Source organism: Bradyrhizobium sp. LMG 9283, from assembly GCF_045571415.1.
Taxonomy (GTDB): Bacteria; Pseudomonadota; Alphaproteobacteria; order Rhizobiales; family Xanthobacteraceae; genus Bradyrhizobium.
In genome coordinates this window covers 1,365,056-1,381,076 of record NZ_CP120691.1, presented here as the reverse complement: position 1 = coordinate 1,381,076, position 16,021 = coordinate 1,365,056, and the positions used below count along the sequence as shown (strand labels likewise).

The 16,021-nt window shown below is 65.1% G+C and carries 14 protein-coding genes and 1 pseudogene; 12 read left to right on the top strand and 3 right to left on the bottom strand.

Annotation, left to right across the window (positions count from 1 at the left end):
- Positions 1-27 precede the first annotated feature (27 nt).
- Entirely contained in the window at positions 28-243 is a 216-nt protein-coding gene (locus tag P6U29_RS06475) for a cold-shock protein (RefSeq protein WP_008544396.1), read from the top strand.
- Positions 244-313: 70 nt separating this feature from the next.
- Here P6U29_RS06475 and P6U29_RS06470 read toward each other — a convergent pair whose 3' ends face one another.
- The gene (locus tag P6U29_RS06470) at positions 314-937 is read right to left on the bottom strand and encodes an outer membrane protein (protein WP_407116834.1); all 624 of its coding nucleotides are present in this window, start codon (positions 935-937) and stop codon (positions 314-316) included.
- 249 nt (positions 938-1,186) lie between these two features.
- Between P6U29_RS06470 and uvrC the strand changes: the two genes are divergently transcribed.
- The 7 genes from uvrC to P6U29_RS06435 all read left to right on the top strand — a co-directional run bounded on the left by uvrC (position 1,187) and on the right by P6U29_RS06435 (position 7,464).
- Positions 1,187-3,247, top strand: a complete 2,061-nt coding sequence (gene uvrC, locus P6U29_RS06465; RefSeq protein WP_407116833.1) for an excinuclease ABC subunit UvrC — start codon at positions 1,187-1,189, stop codon at positions 3,245-3,247.
- 97 nt (positions 3,248-3,344) lie between these two features.
- A complete protein-coding gene (gene pgsA / locus P6U29_RS06460; protein ID WP_122400988.1) occupies positions 3,345-3,962 on the top strand; it encodes a CDP-diacylglycerol--glycerol-3-phosphate 3-phosphatidyltransferase in 618 nt (205 codons plus the stop codon).
- Complete coding sequence (gene moaD / locus P6U29_RS06455; protein ID WP_407116832.1) at positions 3,959-4,210, top strand: molybdopterin converting factor subunit 1; 252 nt, start codon at positions 3,959-3,961, stop codon at positions 4,208-4,210. The genes pgsA and moaD overlap by 4 nt, the downstream gene beginning before the upstream one ends.
- Positions 4,211-4,214: 4 nt before the next feature.
- Complete coding sequence (locus tag P6U29_RS06450) at positions 4,215-4,682, top strand: molybdenum cofactor biosynthesis protein MoaE (RefSeq protein WP_407116831.1); 468 nt, start codon at positions 4,215-4,217, stop codon at positions 4,680-4,682.
- Complete coding sequence (prmB, locus tag P6U29_RS06445) at positions 4,682-5,641, top strand: 50S ribosomal protein L3 N(5)-glutamine methyltransferase (RefSeq protein WP_407116830.1); 960 nt, start codon at positions 4,682-4,684, stop codon at positions 5,639-5,641. Before P6U29_RS06450 ends, prmB begins: the two co-directional genes overlap by 1 nt.
- Before the next feature lie 90 nt (positions 5,642-5,731).
- Positions 5,732-6,334, top strand: coding sequence for a phage holin family protein (locus P6U29_RS06440; protein WP_407116829.1), 603 nt, complete (start codon positions 5,732-5,734; stop codon positions 6,332-6,334).
- A complete protein-coding gene (locus P6U29_RS06435; protein WP_407116828.1) occupies positions 6,334-7,464 on the top strand; it encodes a YihY/virulence factor BrkB family protein in 1,131 nt (376 codons plus the stop codon). Before P6U29_RS06440 ends, P6U29_RS06435 begins: the two co-directional genes overlap by 1 nt.
- A gap of 49 nt (positions 7,465-7,513) precedes the next feature.
- On the opposite strand, the pseudogene P6U29_RS06430 reads toward P6U29_RS06435, so the two are convergent.
- A pseudogene (locus tag P6U29_RS06430) lies at positions 7,514-8,352 on the bottom strand (class I SAM-dependent methyltransferase).
- Between the two features lie 376 nt (positions 8,353-8,728).
- Between P6U29_RS06430 and P6U29_RS06425 the strand changes: the two are divergent.
- Together P6U29_RS06425 and P6U29_RS06420 are read left to right on the top strand one after the other, a co-directional pair.
- Positions 8,729-10,198 carry an EAL domain-containing protein gene (locus P6U29_RS06425; RefSeq protein ID WP_407116827.1) on the top strand — a complete coding sequence of 490 codons (1,470 nt, stop codon included), beginning with the start codon at positions 8,729-8,731 and terminating at the stop codon, positions 10,196-10,198.
- Between the two features lie 15 nt (positions 10,199-10,213).
- Positions 10,214-11,068, top strand: coding sequence for a TIGR01459 family HAD-type hydrolase (locus P6U29_RS06420; protein ID WP_407116825.1), 855 nt, complete (start codon positions 10,214-10,216; stop codon positions 11,066-11,068).
- 141 nt (positions 11,069-11,209) lie between these two features.
- Here the strand turns inward: P6U29_RS06420 and P6U29_RS06415 are convergent, their stop codons facing one another.
- Positions 11,210-11,605: a response regulator gene (locus P6U29_RS06415; RefSeq protein ID WP_008567674.1), complete on the bottom strand. Its 396-nt coding sequence runs from the start codon at positions 11,603-11,605 to the stop codon at positions 11,210-11,212.
- Between the two features lie 229 nt (positions 11,606-11,834).
- Between P6U29_RS06415 and P6U29_RS06410 the strand changes: the two genes are divergently transcribed.
- Entirely contained in the window at positions 11,835-12,806 is a 972-nt protein-coding gene (locus P6U29_RS06410; RefSeq protein WP_407116824.1) for a bifunctional riboflavin kinase/FAD synthetase, read from the top strand.
- Positions 12,807-13,011: 205 nt separating this feature from the next.
- A complete protein-coding gene (gene ileS, locus P6U29_RS06405) occupies positions 13,012-16,020 on the top strand; it encodes an isoleucine--tRNA ligase (RefSeq protein ID WP_407116823.1) in 3,009 nt (1,002 codons plus the stop codon).
- Position 16,021 lies beyond the last annotated feature (1 nt).

The window sequence follows — 16,021 nt, the reverse complement described above, 5'->3', positions numbered from 1 at the left end:
GGAGGAGCAATGAGGGGGAGTTTCCCGATGGCCATGACGGGAACGGTCAAGTTCTTCAACGGCGAGCGCGGCTACGGCTTCATCAAGCCTGATGACGGCGGTCGCGATGTCTTCGTTCACATCACCGCTGTGGAGCGGGCGGGACTGAAAGACCTTGCCGAAGGACAACGTATTACTTTCGAAGTCGAACCGGACAAGAAGGGGAAGGGACCGAAGGCGGTCAATTTGGTGATCCTCTCCTAGCGAGCCCTGAGCAAAAAAATCCCGGCCGCGAGCGGCCGGGAGGCTGGTCCGGTATTTTCTTCTTTGGATGTCAGAAGTGATAGTTCACGCCTGCGCGGACCACGCTGGCGCTATAGCCGTTTGACACGCCCGTAATTGCGAACTGGCTCGTCGACAGATCGATGTAGAGATATTCGAGCTTGGCGCTCCAGTTCGGCGCGAGGCCCACTTCCGCGCCGGCACCGATGGTCCAGCCCGCGGTGGTGTGCGACTCCGTCCAGCCGAAGGTCTGCCCACGCAGTTCGCCGAAGGCGAGGCCGGCGGTGCCGTAGAACAGCACATTGCTGAACGCATAGCCCGCGCGGCCGCGCAGGGTGCCGAACCACGGATTGGAGAATTTCCACGGCGCAAAAGTGTCGTCGGCGCCGGCTGCCTGGATGTCGCCCTCGACACCGAACACCCACGGGCCGTTCTGGAAATTGTAGCCGGCTTGCACACCGCCAACGAAGCCCGACGGCTTCGTGGGGTTGTTGTCGACCGAGCCCCATTCATAGCCGATGTTGCCGCCGAGATAGGGACCTGCCCAGCTATAGGCATTGAGCGGCTGATTGACGGTATAGGGTGCACGCTGCCCGTAATTGAGATCGGCGGCCTCTGCCGAAGCTGTCCAGCCGGCTGCAACCAACGCGGCTGCGCCCACAACGAACCTCTTCATCACTCACTCCAACGCAACTGTCGCAACCCTCGCGATGCCCGCGCCGCCGCGCAGGCCCCCGTCGCATGGTTACGGAACCAAGAACTTTTCGCGTAGGATTTATCGAGAGTTTTAAGTTAAAGGGCTGTTAAGTCGGGTTACCGCCCGCTTAACAGACTTAAGGAAGCGTTACCGGGAACTGGCCGCCATCCTGTGCGTGCAGCAAGGCCGGAACTTCAAATCGGCCCTAGCAGCACCTAAATTCGCCCCATGGTTCACGATTCCTCCGACAATCCGGACGACCGCGCGCGTAAGGCGCCACGGGCCGCTGCGAGCGACGCGCCGGCCGAGCGCCTGGCAGCGCCGGACGTCGATCCCGCGGCAGCGGGCGGCGACGACGAGGACGATGCGCTGCTGCCGGATATCCTGGAAGAGAGCGGCGCGGTCGGCGAAGGCCCGCTGGCGATTGGTCACGAGGCGATCGAGCGCGCGGTTCGGCTCGCACCCACCTCGCCCGGCGTCTATCGCATGCTCAATGCGAACGCCGACGTGCTCTATGTCGGCAAGGCCAAGAACGTCAAAAAGCGCCTGTCCAGCTATGCGCGCCAAACTGCGCCGCTGCCGCCCCGCATCCTGCGCATGATCGCGGCAACCGTGACCGTGGAGATCGTCTCGACCAACACCGAGACCGAGGCGCTGCTGCTGGAGGCCAACCTCATCAAGCAGCTGCGGCCGCGCTTCAACGTGCAGCTGCGCGACGACAAATCGTTTCCCTATATCCTGATCACCGGCGACCACTGGGCGCCGCAGATCCTGAAACATCGCGGCGCGCAGACCCGGCCCGGCCGCTATTTCGGCCCGTTCGCCTCCGCCGGCGCGGTCAACCGCACCATCACGGCGCTGCAGCGCGCGTTCCTGATCCGCTCCTGCACCGATTCCTTCTTCGAGAGCCGCAGCCGGCCCTGCCTGCTCTACCAGATTCGCCGCTGCGCCGGCCCCTGCACCCGCGAGATCGACTTCGGTGGCTATTCGACGCTGGTGCGCGAGGCGAGCGACTTCCTGTCCGGCAAGAGCCATGCGGTGAAGCAGGAGCTCGCCGGTGAGATGGAGAAAGCGGCGGGTGAGCTCGAATTCGAGCGCGCCGCACTCTACCGCGACCGCCTCGCCGCCCTGTCGGCGATCCAGTCGCAGCAGGGCATCAATCCGCGCACGGTGGAAGAAGCCGACGTGTTCGCCATCCACCAGGAGGGCGGCTTCTCCTGCGTCGAGGTGTTCTTCTTCCGCACCGGCCAGAACTGGGGCAACCGCGCCTATTTTCCGCGCGCGGAAAAGAGCTTTACGCCAGAGGAAGTACTCGGCTCATTCCTCGCCCAGTTCTACGATGACAAGCCGCCGCCGAAGAACATCCTGCTCTCGCACGAGATCGAGGAATGCGAGCTGCTCGCCAATGCGTTGTCGATCAAGGCCGGCCACAAGGTCGAGGTCACTGCGCCCAAGCGCGGCGAGAAGAAGGAGCTCGTCGCCCACGCGCTGACCAATGCGCGCGAGGCCCTCGGCCGCAAGCTCGCGGACACCGCAACGCAAAGCCGCCTGCTCGAGGCCATGGCCACGACGCTGAACCTGCCGCATGCGCCCAAGCGTATCGAGGTCTATGACAACAGCCATATCCAGGGCACCAATGCGGTCGGCGCCATGATCGTCGCCGGCCCCGACGGCTTCGTGAAGAACCAGTACCGCAAGTTCAACATCAAGTCGGAAGGGCTGACGCCCGGCGACGATTACGCCATGATGCGCGAGGTGCTCGAGCGCCGCTTCAAGCGCCTGATCAATCCGCCCGAGGACGGGGCAGCCAAGGCCAAGGACGACGATTTCCCGCAATGGCCGGACCTCGTCATCATCGACGGCGGCCGCGGCCAGCTCAACGCCGTTCGCGAGATCTTTGCAAATCTCGGGCTGGCCCAGGTATCGCTGATGTCGGTCGCCAAGGGGCCGGACCGGGATGCCGGCCGCGAGACCCTGTTCATGCCGGAACGCGAGGCTATCAAACTCGAGCCGCGCGATCCCGTGCTCTATTTCATCCAGCGCCTGCGCGACGAGGCCCACCGCTTCGTCATCGGCTCGCACCGCAAGCTGCGCAAGAAGGACATCCGCGAGGCCGGCTTGCAGGAGATTCCGGGCATCGGCCCGTCACGCAAACGTGCCTTGCTGCACCATTTCGGAACCCTGAAGGAGATCGAACGGGCCTCGATCGCCGATCTCGGCAAGGTTCCGGGGGTGAGCGCCGAGAGCGCCCGCAGGATTTTCGAATATTTCCATCCTCAGCCGGGATGAACTAAAGGGGGACCGCGGTCATATGGTCGTTGCATCCTGCGCCCATCTGGGGAGCGGAACGGTTGACCTTGGGGCTCGAGCGGTATTGGTAGGACGGATGAACATCGCCACGACACGAGGGACCACCAGCCGCGCGATGTCCCTCCCCAACATCCTGACCTATGGCCGGATCGCCGCGATCCCGGTCGTGGTCGGATGCATCTATGCGCAGTCGATTCTGGATCAGCCGCTCTGGCTGCGCTGGCTCGCCGTCGCCCTTTTCATCGCGGCCGGGGTGACCGATTACCTCGACGGCTATTATGCGCGGATCTGGAATCAGCAATCGGCGTTCGGCCGGATGCTCGACCCGATCGCCGACAAGCTGCTGGTTGCCTCCTGCCTGCTGATGCTGGCCGCGGACGGCATCATCCACGGCTGGTCGCTGTGGGCCGCCATCGTGATCCTGTGCCGCGAGATCCTGGTCTCGGGCCTGCGCGAATACCTCGCCGCGCTGCGCGTCAGCGTGCCCGTGACCAAGCTCGCCAAATGGAAGACCACGGTCCAGCTCGTCGCCATCGGCTTCCTGCTCGCCGGCCCAGCCGGGGACGAGGTCGTGCCGGTCGTCTCGATGATTGGCCTCGCGCTGCTGTGGGCTTCGGCGATCCTCACCATGTACACCGGCTACGACTATTTCCGCGCCGGCATCCATCACCTCATCAAGGAGGACGAGGGATGAAGGTGAAGTATTTCGCCTGGGTGCGCGAACGCGTCGGCAAGGCCGAAGAGACGATTGAGCCGCCCGCGAGCGTGCGCACCGTCGAGGAGCTGATCGCCTGGCTCTCCGGCCAAAGCGAGGCCTATGCGTATGCGTTCGAGAAGCCGAAGGTGATCCGCGCCGCGATCGACCGCGCCCACGTCAAATCAGACGCCGCGATCGCGGGCGCCCGCGAGATCGCGTTCTTCCCGCCGATGACCGGCGGCTAGACTCATGACCTGCCCCGTCACCATCCGCATCCAGGAAGACGATTTCGACATCGCGCGCGAGATCGTGGTCCTGACCAAGAGCCGCACCGACATCGGCGCGGTCGTGAGCTTCTCCGGCATTTGCCGGGCCGACGAGGATAGCGCGAAGATCGCCGCGCTCACGCTCGAACATTATCCGGGCATGGCGGAAGAGGAGATCAAGCGCCATGTCGACGAGGCGACCTCGCGTTGGCCGCTGAATGGCGTCACGGTGATTCACCGCGTCGGCCGCCTTATGCCGGGCCAGAACATCGTGCTGGTGCTGACCGCCTCGCAGCACCGCCAGGCCGCATTCCAGGCGGCCGAGTTCCTGATGGACTATCTCAAGACCAGCGCGCCGTTCTGGAAGAAGGAAGAGAGCGCCACCGGCACCGGCTGGGTCGAGACCCACGCCCGTGACGACGAGGCCGCCGCGCGCTGGACCAAATCCTGATGGCAAAAGCTGCTAAAAAGACCGCGCGCGGCCGCGCCGCGCCGAAGCTTGCAAAGGTGGGGCCCGGCGAGCTTGTCACGCTGCTCGACTTCGTTCGCTATGCCGTGAGCCGATTCGTCGAAGCCAGGCTCGCCTTTGCCCACGGCACCACCGACCCAGTCGCGGAAGCCGCCTTCCTGATCTGCGAGGCGCTGCATCTCAATCCCGAACAATTCGATATCTTTGCCAACGCGCGCGTCACCGCAGTGGAAGGCAAGGCCATCCTCGATTTGATTCATCAGCGCGTCACGACGCGCAAACCGGCCGCCTATCTCGTCAACAAGATCTATATGCGCGGCCTGCCCTTCTATGTCGACGAGCGCGTCATCGTTCCGCGCTCCTTCATCGGCGAGCTCCTGGATTCGCATTTCGGCGGTGAAGGCGATGCGGGCTCGCTGATCGATGATCCCACGGCCGTCGCGCGCGTGCTCGATCTCTGCACGGGATCGGGATGCCTCGCGATCCTCGCCGCGCATCATTTCCCGAACGCCACCGTCGATGCCGTCGATATCTCCAAGGGTGCACTGGAAGTCGCCGCCCGCAATGTCGACGAATACGGGCTCGCGGACCGGATCAGCCTGTATCGCGGCGACCTGTTCGGCCCGCTCGGCGACAACAGATACGACCTGATCATCACCAACCCGCCTTACGTCGATGCCGAGGGCATGGCGGCGTTGCCGCCGGAGTGCCGGGCCGAACCGAAGCTCGCCTTCGACGGCGGCGCCGACGGTCTCGACGTGGTGCGCCGCATCCTGCGCGATGCGCCCGATCACCTGACGCCGGACGGCGGGCTGATCTGCGAGATCGGCCGCGGCCGCGAGCTGGCCGACGAGGCCTTTCCGGACTTGCCGCTGCTCTGGCTCGACACCGAAGATTCCGAGGGCGAGGTGTTCTGGATCGCAGCCGCTGATCTCGGCTGAGCCTCTGCGACGCGCGCGCGTCCTCGGAACAAGTCAAATAGCGCCACGTTCATCCTCCAATGCATTTTTTCGCTCTCGGAGGATGTCCGCATGCTCGCGCCATCGGGCGAATTGCTGCGCGCCGGCGTGGCGCTCAAGCTCAATCACCTCAAACGCGCCGCTCAATCCTATCTGCGTGACCAGACCAGCCAGGCAACGGGCAAGGTGACATCTTACGCGGTGGCCGGCGGACTGTTCGCGGTCGCGGCCCTGTTCGTTGTCGCGGCACTTTTCGTCGGGCTGATCGCCCTGTACCGCTGGATCGCGATCGCTTACGGGCAATTCTGGGGTTTTGGCGCGGTCGGCGCAGTGCTGCTGGTGTTGGCTGCGGTCTGTGCCGGGGTGGCGATGGCGCAGATGAGGCGCAAGCCCAAGCCGATCGTGCCGCTTGCGAGCCGTCTGCGCGTGGCGGTCGCGACGCCGCGAATCCCACGTGGAACGGTCAAGCAGGCGGTGAAGGAGGTCGCAACGACGATTCCCCTCGCGCCGCTCGCGCCGGGCGAACGCGGTCACGGCAGTAAACCTTATGGCAACAGCAGCTGGCCGGTCCGCGCCAACCGGCCCGTGCAACTTGGCTTGATGCTCGCAGCCGTCGGCCTGGTCGGGCTGACGGCCGCTCGCCGGCGGCGCCACAGGCGCAAGCTGAGGGCATGATGCTGGCGCGGCGCTCCGAACCGATCGACTCCTGGCTGCTGGTCGCGGCGACGGCCATCTTCGTGCTGACGGCGGAGCGCTACTTTCAGGATTCCGGCCGGATCCGGTTGGGGCCTCCGCAGGACCACCGCAGAGCCGAAGCGAATTCACCGGAAACGCACCCGGCGAACGCCGCCGTGCAACCCGGCCGTGGCCGCCGGGCGAAAAGTCCATTCGAAATCCCCTGGTCGGGCTGGAAGGATATTTTCTGGCGGACCTATCAGCGTATCGACGAGGATCGCCTGCTCGCGACGGCGGGCGGCGTCGTCTTCTTCGGGCTGCTCGCGATCTTCCCCGCAGTCACCGCGGTGGTCTCTTCCTATGGCCTGTTCGCCGATCCCGCGACGATCAGCGCCAACCTCCAGAAGCTGGCGATGATGCTGCCGCAAGGCACGTTCCAGATCGTCGAGGAGCAGGTCGGGCGCGTGGTCTCGAAGGGCAACACGGCGCTGGGGGCGACCTTCCTGTTCGGCTTTCTGCTTGCGATCTGGAGCGCCAATGCCGGGGTCAAGGCGATCTTCGATGCCCTCAATGTCGCCTATGAGGAACGCGAGAAACGCAGCTTCATCCGGCTGAACATGGTCTCGCTGGCCTTCACTGTCGGCGCCGTCGCGGCGCTGCTGTTGATGGTGGGGGCTGTCGTCGCCTTCCCGCTCGCGCTCAACCATCTCGGCATGGCGCCCGAAAGCAAATTGATCGTGGCGTTGGCCCGATGGCCGCTGCTGTTCCTGATCCTGCTCGTGGCGCTCGCCATCCTCTACCGCTTCGCCCCGAGCCGCGACGCCCCGCGATGGCAATGGCTGAGCCTTGGTGCGGTGACGGCGGCCATCCTCTGGATCGCCGGCTCGGCCCTGCTCTCCTGGTACCTCTCGGAATTCGCCAATTACAACGCGACCTACGGCTCTCTGGGCGCTGCGATCGGCCTGATGATGTGGATGTGGATGTCAGCGATCGTCATCATGTTCGGCGCCGAGCTGAACTCGGAGATCGAGCGCCAGACCCTGCGCGACACCACCACCGGACGGCCGAAGCCGCTCGGCAGCCGCGAAGCCGTTTCGGCCGACACGGTCGGCGCCACCGCGCCATTTTGAATCAATGGCGGTCAGGCCGGAGGCCGGCCTGACCGCATCTCAGGCGCTGTCAGCGCTTGGTGATCACGGCTTCCAGATATTCGCTGTGCACGACGATCGTGCCGTCGTCGGCGTGGTTGAACTCCCCGAGCAGCGCCAGGAGATCGCGCGTCAGCGCGGCCTGGCCGCTCTCGTCGAGCGCGGCAAACGCCTTCAGCGTAGGCCCATAGAAGGTCTTGAAGATTTCGAGCCAATGGTCCGGCGAGCGGTAGCGGAACACGAACATGCGTGGCTCGGCGGCGATCTCGGAAGCCTGGCTTGCGAACATCCCTTCCAGTCGCGCCGCCGTGCCCCACAACGCTGGTGACTTCACCCCCGCCGGCGGCGGCAGATGCCTGCCGATGGTCTTGAACAGCTGGCCGATGAAACCTTGCGGCGTCCAGTTGGCGAGGCCGATCTTGCCGCCGGACTTGCAGACCCGCGCGAGCTCGGAGGCGGCCTTGTCCTGATCCGGCGTGAACATCACACCGAAGTCGAGAGCACGACGTCGTAGCTGGCTTCGGCAAACGGCAGCGCTTCGGCATCCGCCTCGCGGAACTCGATCATGAGATGTTCGGCCGCCGCGCGCTCGCGCCCGCGCTTGAGCAGCGCCGGCACGTAATCGGTGGATGTGACGTCGCACCAGCGCCGCGCCGCCGCCAGTGTCGCATTGCCGTTGCCGGCGGCAACGTCGAGCACCTTGCTGCCAGCGCGTAAGTCGATCGCCTCACAGAGCTGTTCGCCGACGATCTGCAAGGTGGTGCCGACCACGGCATAGTCGCCCGACGACCAGGCGCCGTGCTGGCGCTGCTTGACGGCGGCAAGATCAGGTTGGGTTGGAGCTGGCTTGAGCGCGGCGGATGTCGACATGGCAGTCTCCTGCGGTTGAAAACGCCGGGACGATAGGGCGCATGCGGCTCGCTGGCCTTGAGGGCAGCGTGATTTTACGCTGAGAGCGCCTTGATTTCCGCGCGGGAGCCGGGGAGGAGGTGTAACGTTTCAGTTCGAGGATTTCCTGCTCGATCCCGAGCCGCGAACTGCATGACCATCAAGCTCGCCCCTGACCAGCTGCCTCGACTGCTTTCGCCGCGCGGGCCTGACAGAGGCTGCGAGACAGTCACTATCCCCTCGAATCAACAATGATGTTAGGGTCATGCATGCTTCGGGGAGCATGAGGCGTGACGGGTTCGGACGCGGCCCGTGTTTTCCCGGGTGAGGCAGCCAGCTCTTGAGGCGAACGCGCGGCATGATTCGCATTTCGACGATCTTCATCGCCATCTGCATGGTCCTGGTCGCGGCCTCGCTCGGGCTCGTGCTCTATTCGGTCGCCGGCATCAGCGGAACGGAATCGGCGATCGTGGCGCTGACCGCGCTGACCTTCCTGATCCTCTACAACGCGGTGTCGATGCGGCTGCGCGACCGCAGCGACGTCGGTGGCCAGATTGCCGACCTCTCGCGGGGCACTGCCGACCTCGCCCGCCAGGTGGCCGAGTTCGGCCGCCGGCTTGCAGCGCTCGAGGGCCGCATCGCCTCGTCCAATTCGACCAATTCCGACCGCGTCCAGTCGGTCATCGGCGAGATCAACGAACTGGGCGGATTGGTCAGGCAGCTCGCCACCACCGTGTCTGCCCATGAGGATCTGCTGGCCGGCAACGCGCCGGCTCCCGCCCCGGTCACGAGGCCCGAGCCGGAGACGCCGGTCGATTTGGCCGCTCCCTTCGAGGAGGAGAAGCCGGTCGCCCCTCCTCCGCTTTCCGTGCCGCCGCGGCCGGCACCGGCGGTTCAGGTCCAAACCGCCAACCCGGTTCAGACCGGCACTGGACGCAACCAGACCCAGTTGCTGGCGACGCTGCGCAATGCGATCGACGAGAACCGCATCGACATCTTCCTGCAGCCGATGGTGACGCTGCCGCAGCGCAAGGTGCGGTTCTACGAGGCGGTGACACGCTTGCGCGACGAGCGCGACCAGCTGATCGCCGCCGAGGAGTTCATCAGCGTCGCGGAAGCCTCCGGGCTGATCGGGCGCATCGACAACATGGTGATGTTGCGCTGCGTGCAGGTGCTGCGGCGCCTGATGGTACGCAACAAGGACGTCGGCGTGTTCTGCAACGTCGCGGCCTCCACGCTCGGCAATTCCACCACCTTCACGCAATGCCTCGACTTCCTCGAAGCCAACCGCGCGCTGGCGCCATCCCTGGTGCTGGAGTTCAAGCAGTCGACGTTCCGCAATCTCGGCCCGGCCGAGACCGAGAACCTCGCCGCGCTCGCCCAGCGCGGCTTCCGCTTCTCGATCGACCATGTCACGGATCTCAGGATCGAGCCGCGCGAGCTGGCCGATCGCGGGGTACGCTTCATCAAGGTGCCGGCCACGCTGCTGCTCGACCCCAGGCAGGCCTCGACCTCCGACATCCATCCGTCCGACCTCTCGGACCTGCTCGGCCGCTTCGGCATCGACCTGATCGCCGAGCGGATCGAGGGCGAGCGCGCCGTGGTCGATCTGCTCGACTACGACGTACGCTTCGGCCAGGGATTCCTGTTCGCGCCGCCCCGGCCATTGCGGCCGGAGGGGGCATCTGCTACCGCCGGGGCCTCGCCGAACCAGGCGAAAGACATTCAGGGACCTCATGGCTCCGGCACACAAAGCTCAGGCGCGACTTCTTCTGCGCCTCCGCCACAACGCATCACCGGCAACGCGGCGCTCGCGCGCCGTATCTGATCGGCCGCGCGCATCATGACCGCGCTGCATTTTGCCGAAGGCCTGCGCGAGCTCGTGGGCGGTGTCGACGTCGTGCTCAGCGACATCTGGGGCGTCGTCCATAACGGCCTGGAATCCTTCCCCGAAGCCTGCGAGGCGCTGCACACCTATCGCAGCCGCGGCGGTACGGTGATCCTGATCACCAACGCGCCGCGCCCGGCCGACTCCGTGCAGCGGCAATTGCGCAAGCTCGGCGTTCCGGATGAGACCTATGACGCGATCGTATCGTCAGGCGACCTGACTCGGCTCTATGTCGCCGAGCATCCCGGCCGCAAGATGTTCTGGCTCGGCCCCGAGCGCGACAACTCGATCTACCGCGGCCTCGATGCGAAGACTGCGCCGCTGGAGGAAGCCGATTACATCGTCTGCACCGGCCTCTATGACGACGAGACCGAGACGGCGGAAGACTATCGCGGCATGATGCTGAAGGCGCGCGAGCGCAAGCTGACGCTGGTCTGCGCCAACCCCGACATCGTGGTGGAACGCGGCGACCGGCTGATCTATTGCGCCGGCGCCATCGCGGAGCTCTACCGCGAGTTCGGCGGCGAGGTGATCTTCTACGGCAAGCCGCACCGCCCGATCTACGAGCGCGCCATGGCGCTCGCCGGCGAACGCCAGGGCCATCAGATCGATCGCAAGAAGGTGCTGGCGATCGGCGATTCCGTCCGCACCGACCTCACCGGCGCGCGCGAATTCGGCATCGACTGCCTGTTCGTGACGCGCGGCATCCATGCCGAGGAGTTCGAGGGTCTCGACCAGCTCGACCCGACATCGGTGATGGAATTGTTCGGCCACCCGCCGAAGGCGCTGATGCGCGAATTGAAGTGGTAGAAAATATCGTGCCCCGGACGCAGCTCGAAGAGCTGCATAGCCCGGGGCCCAGAAGCCGCAAGTGTTGCCGTGGATAGACCGGGTCCCGGCTCAGCGTCGCGTCACTAACGTGCCGCGCTGCGTCCGGGACACGAAAGCGCCTTACGCGCTGGCCATGTCCGGGAAGACCGCCTCGATCTTCGTCTTCAGCGTCGCCGCATTGAACGGCTTGACAATGTAGTTGTTCACGCCAGCCTTCTTGGCCGCGATCACGTTCTCGGTCTTGGATTCCGCCGTGATCATGATGAATGGCGTGGTGGCGAGGTTCGGATCCGCGCGGACCTCGCGCAGGAGGTCATAACCCGTCATCGGCTCCATGTTCCAATCGGAGATCACGAGCCCGTACTTCTTGCCACGCATCTTGTTCAGCGCTGCCGAACCGTCGCTGGCATCATCGATATTCTCGAAGCCAAGCTGCTTCAGCAGATTCCGGATGATACGGATCATGGTGCTGTAATCATCCACCACCAGAACCGGCATCGACAAATCAACCGCCATCTCGACTCCCCCAACGCATACCCAGGAACATTACGATCGGACCCGCCAGGCGGGAGCCCGGCAGTTCCACGTCTCAAGGACTAGCATCAAGGCGTTAAACAGCGCGTTAACTGCGGACACCTCCGAAGGATTGAAATCGTGTTCAATGTCGGCGCTGCCCCCGCTTGACTTCGTCAGGCCGGTCGCGCCACGGTCCGGGCCGGTCCTGCCCGGTTCGAGAATTCCCCTGATGGCTCCGCCTTTTACCGTTATCCGCGACACAACGCCGGATTCCGCCATTCCGAGGGGCGCCGTGGTCGCCATGGGCAATTTCGATGGCGTTCATCTCGGCCATCGCGCCGTGATTGCGGCTGCCTTGGAGATGGGCCGGGCGCATGGCCGACCTGCGCTGGCATTGACCTTCGAGCCGCATCCGCGGCGGTTTTTCAGCCCCAACACCCCGCAATTCCGCCTAACGGACGAGCGGGCCAAGCTGCGGCTTTTGGCCGGCACCGGCCTTGCCGGCGCCGTGGTCATGACCTTCGACAAGGCACGTGCCGGAACCAGCGCGCAAGATTTCATTCACCATGACCTGATCGGGCGTCTCGGGGTCAGCGGCATCGCGGTCGGCTACGACTTCCATTTCGGCAAGGGACGGGTCGGCTCGCCGAGCCTTCTCGTCAACGAAGCGCCCCGGCTCGGCATCGAGGTCGACGTGCAACCGCATGTCGATATCGACGAACGGCCGGTCTCCTCCAGCGCCATCCGGATCGCCCTCGCTGAGGGCCAGCTCGACCAAGCCATCACCATGCTGGGCGCGCCCTGGTTCATCACCGGCGAAGTCATCCATGGCGAGAAGCGCGGCCGCGACCTCGGCTATCCCACCGCCAACATCCGCCTGGACGCCAATTGCGGCCTCAAGCACGGCATCTACGCGGTGCGGGTCGGCCGGGGGACCGAGCGCCTGGATGGGGTGGCCAGCTTCGGCCGCCGCCCGACCTTCGATAATGGCGCCCCGCTGCTGGAAATCTTCCTGTTCGACTTCAAGGGCGACCTTTACGGGCAGGCGCTCGACTGCGCTTTCATCGGCTTCATCCGCGAGGAGCTGAAATTCGACAGCCTGGAGGGCCTGATCCGCCAGATGGACGACGATTCCGCCCGCGCCCGCGCCATCCTGGCCGCCGCCCCGGACGCGTTTCCGAGGCTTGGGGCGATCGATTGAGCCCGAAACCGGGGGCTGCCCGGACCTTTGCGCTTCCTCCGCCCCCCTGCTATGGAGAGCCCATGTTTGCGCGGCGCATCATAGGGATTAGCGGCCCGGCTTCCGCCTGAGCCTAAAGGCTCGGCGCAAGACCGGGATTTTGTCGTTTCACCCGCGATTCCGCATCGCCAGCCGTTCCCCGCGCCCCTCCGAGCCAGTCAGCCTCATGTCCGAAAAGCCGCAAAAGTCCCAAAAGTCTGAAATCAAAGACTATTCGAAAACCCTGTTCCTGCCGCAGACCGAATTCCCGATGCGCGCCGGCCTGCCGCAGCGCGAGCCGGAGATCCTCAAGCGCTGGTACGAGATCGGCCTCTACGAGAAGCTGCGCGAGAGTGCGAAGGGCCGCGCCAAGTTCGTGCTGCACGACGGCCCGCCCTACGCCAACGGCAACATCCATATCGGCACGGCGCTGAACAAGATCCTGAAGGATCTCGTCACCAAGAGCCAGCAGATGCTCGGCTTCGATTCCAACTACGTGCCGGGCTGGGACTGCCACGGCCTGCCGATCGAGTGGAAGGTCGAGGAGGAGCACTATCGCAAGAAGGGCAAGCAGAAGCCGGACTTCCGCGACTCTGCCGCAATGATCGATTTCCGGAAAGAGTGCCGCGGCTATGCCACGCACTGGCTCGGCGTGCAGCGCGAGGAGTTCAAGCGCCTGGGGGTGATCGGTGACTGGGACCATCCCTACGCCACCATGAGCTATCCCGCCGAAGCCCAGATCGCGCGCGAGCTGATGAAGTTCGCCGCCAACGGCACGCTCTATCGCGGCTCCAAGCCGGTGATGTGGAGCGTGGTCGAGAAGACCGCGCTGGCCGAAGCCGAAGTGGAGTACGAGGACTACACCTCCGACATGGTCTGGGTGAAATTCCCGGTGGCCTCGCCAGCGCACGGGGCGCTTGCCTCCGCGAGCGTCGTGATTTGGACCACTACGCCTTGGACCCTCCCCGGCAACCGCGCCATCTCGTTCTCGCCGAAGATCGCTTATGGCCTCTACAAGGTCACGGACGCGCCCGCGGACAATTGGGCCAAGACCGGCGACCTTCTGATCCTCGCTGACGCACTCGCTGAAGAGGTGTTCAAGCAAGCGCGTGTGACCGCCTATGAGAAGGTCCGTGACGTCCCCGGCGACACCATGGACGCGATCGAATGCGCTCATCCGCTCAGGGGCCTTGCCGGCGGCTACGAATTCGCCGTGCCGCTGCTGCCCGGCGATCACGTCACCGACGACACCGGCACCGGCTTCGTGCATACGGCGCCGGGCCATGGCCGCGAGGATTTTGACGCCTGGATGGCGCAGGCGCGCGATCTCGATGCGCGCGGCATCAACACCGCGATCCCCTACACCGTCGATGAGAACGGCGCCTACACCGATCATGCGCCGGGCTTTGCCGGCAAGCGCGTCATCACCGACAAGGGCGAGAAGGGCGACGCCAACGAGGCCGTGATCAAGGCGCTCGTCGACAGAGGCATGCTGCTCGCGCGCGGCCGACTGAAGCATCAATATCCGCACTCCTGGCGCTCCAAGAAGCCGGTGATCTTCCGCAACACGCCGCAATGGTTCATCGCGATGGACAAGGACGTGGCGCAGGGCGGCAAGGCGAAGAGCGGCGACACGCTGCGCGCCCGCGCGCTGCACGCGATATCGGTGACGCAATGGGTGCCGCCATCGGGCGAGAACCGCATCAACGGCATGATCGAGGCGCGCCCGGACTGGGTGATCTCGCGCCAGCGCGCCTGGGGCGTGCCGATCGCCGTGTTCGTGCGCGAGAAGGGCGACGGCTCCGCCGAGATCCTCCGGGATGAGGCCGTCAATGCGCGCATCGGCGAAGCCTTCGAGAAGGAAGGCGCGGACGCCTGGTACGCGAAGGGCGCGCGCGAGCGCTTCCTCGGCCCGCGTGCGAATGAGGACTGGCAGAAGGTCGACGACATTCTCGACGTCTGGTTCGATTCCGGCTCGACCCACGCCTTCGTGCTGGAAGACCCCGTGCATTTCCCGGGGCTGTCAGGCATCAAGCGCAAGGTCGACGGCGGCACCGACACTGTGATGTATCTGGAAGGCTCGGACCAACACCGCGGCTGGTTCCACTCCTCACTGCTGGAGAGCTGCGGCACGCGCGGCCGCGCTCCTTACGACATCGTGCTGACCCACGGCTTCACCCAGGCCGAGGACGGCCGCAAGATGTCGAAGTCGCTCGGCAACACCATCGAGCCGCAGGCCGTCATCAAGGAATCCGGCGCCGACATCTTGAGACTCTGGGTCGCATCCTGCGACTACACCGACGATCAGCGCATCGGGCCCGAGATCCTGAAGAACACGGTCGAGACCTATCGCAAGCTGCGCAACACCGTGCGCTGGATGCTGGGCACGCTGCATCATTACAAGCTGGCCGACGCAGTCGCGCCCGCCGAGATGCCCGAGCTCGAGCGGTTCATGCTGCACGAGCTCGCGGTGCGCGCCGCCGTGATCGGCAAGGCCTATCAGGAGTTCGACTACAAGACCGTGGTCGCGATCCTGTCCGCATTCCTCAACAGCGAGCTCTCCGCGTTCTACTTCGACATCCGCAAGGACACGCTTTATTGCGATCCGCCGTCGTCACTGACGCGCAAAGCGGCGCTGACGACCATCGACCTGTTGTGCGCCTCGATCCTGAAATGGCTGGCCCCGATCCTCAGCTTCACCGCGGAGGAAGCCTGGCGCATGTACCGGCCCGACGCCGAGCCGTCCGTGCATCTGACTCTGTTCCCGACCGACCTCGAAAACCTGCGCGACGACAAGCTCGCCGCGAAGTGGGAGGCGATCCGCAACGTGCGGCGCGTCGTCACCGGCGCGCTCGAGCTAGAACGGGCCGCCAAGAACATCGGCTCCTCGCTGGAGGCTTCGCCGGTAATCCATGTCGCCGATCGCGCCATGCTGGCGACCTTGTTCGACGTCGATCTGGCTGAAGTCTGCATCACCTCGAACTACGAGGTGCGAGAGGGCGAGGCGCCGGCAGGTGCATTCCGTCTCGATGCCGTTCCCGGCGTCGCGGTCGTGGTGGAAAAGGCGGTCGGCACCAAATGCGCCCGCTCCTGGAAGATTTCGCCGACGGTCGGCGAGGACCCTGAATATCCCGACGTCACCCCGCGCGACGCGAAGGCGCTGCGCGAATGGAAGGCGCTGGGGGTGAGCGTCTGAT

Coding starts and splice junctions, on each gene's coding strand:
- ileS (WP_407116823.1), top strand. CDS start 13,012: ATGTCCGAAAAGCCGCAAAAGTCCCAAAAGTCTGAAATCAAAGACTAT.
- P6U29_RS06475 (WP_008544396.1), top strand. CDS start 28: ATGGCCATGACGGGAACGGTCAAGTTCTTCAACGGCGAGCGCGGCTAC.
- P6U29_RS06470 (WP_407116834.1), bottom strand. CDS start 937: ATGAAGAGGTTCGTTGTGGGCGCAGCCGCGTTGGTTGCAGCCGGCTGG.
- P6U29_RS06435 (WP_407116828.1), top strand. CDS start 6,334: ATGCTGGCGCGGCGCTCCGAACCGATCGACTCCTGGCTGCTGGTCGCG.
- P6U29_RS06450 (WP_407116831.1), top strand. CDS start 4,215: ATGACCTGCCCCGTCACCATCCGCATCCAGGAAGACGATTTCGACATC.
- P6U29_RS06415 (WP_008567674.1), bottom strand. CDS start 11,605: ATGGCGGTTGATTTGTCGATGCCGGTTCTGGTGGTGGATGATTACAGC.
- prmB (WP_407116830.1), top strand. CDS start 4,682: ATGGCAAAAGCTGCTAAAAAGACCGCGCGCGGCCGCGCCGCGCCGAAG.
- P6U29_RS06440 (WP_407116829.1), top strand. CDS start 5,732: ATGCTCGCGCCATCGGGCGAATTGCTGCGCGCCGGCGTGGCGCTCAAG.
- pgsA (WP_122400988.1), top strand. CDS start 3,345: ATGAACATCGCCACGACACGAGGGACCACCAGCCGCGCGATGTCCCTC.
- P6U29_RS06410 (WP_407116824.1), top strand. CDS start 11,835: ATGGCTCCGCCTTTTACCGTTATCCGCGACACAACGCCGGATTCCGCC.
- P6U29_RS06425 (WP_407116827.1), top strand. CDS start 8,729: ATGATTCGCATTTCGACGATCTTCATCGCCATCTGCATGGTCCTGGTC.
- uvrC (WP_407116833.1), top strand. CDS start 1,187: ATGGTTCACGATTCCTCCGACAATCCGGACGACCGCGCGCGTAAGGCG.
- P6U29_RS06420 (WP_407116825.1), top strand. CDS start 10,214: ATGACCGCGCTGCATTTTGCCGAAGGCCTGCGCGAGCTCGTGGGCGGT.
- moaD (WP_407116832.1), top strand. CDS start 3,959: ATGAAGGTGAAGTATTTCGCCTGGGTGCGCGAACGCGTCGGCAAGGCC.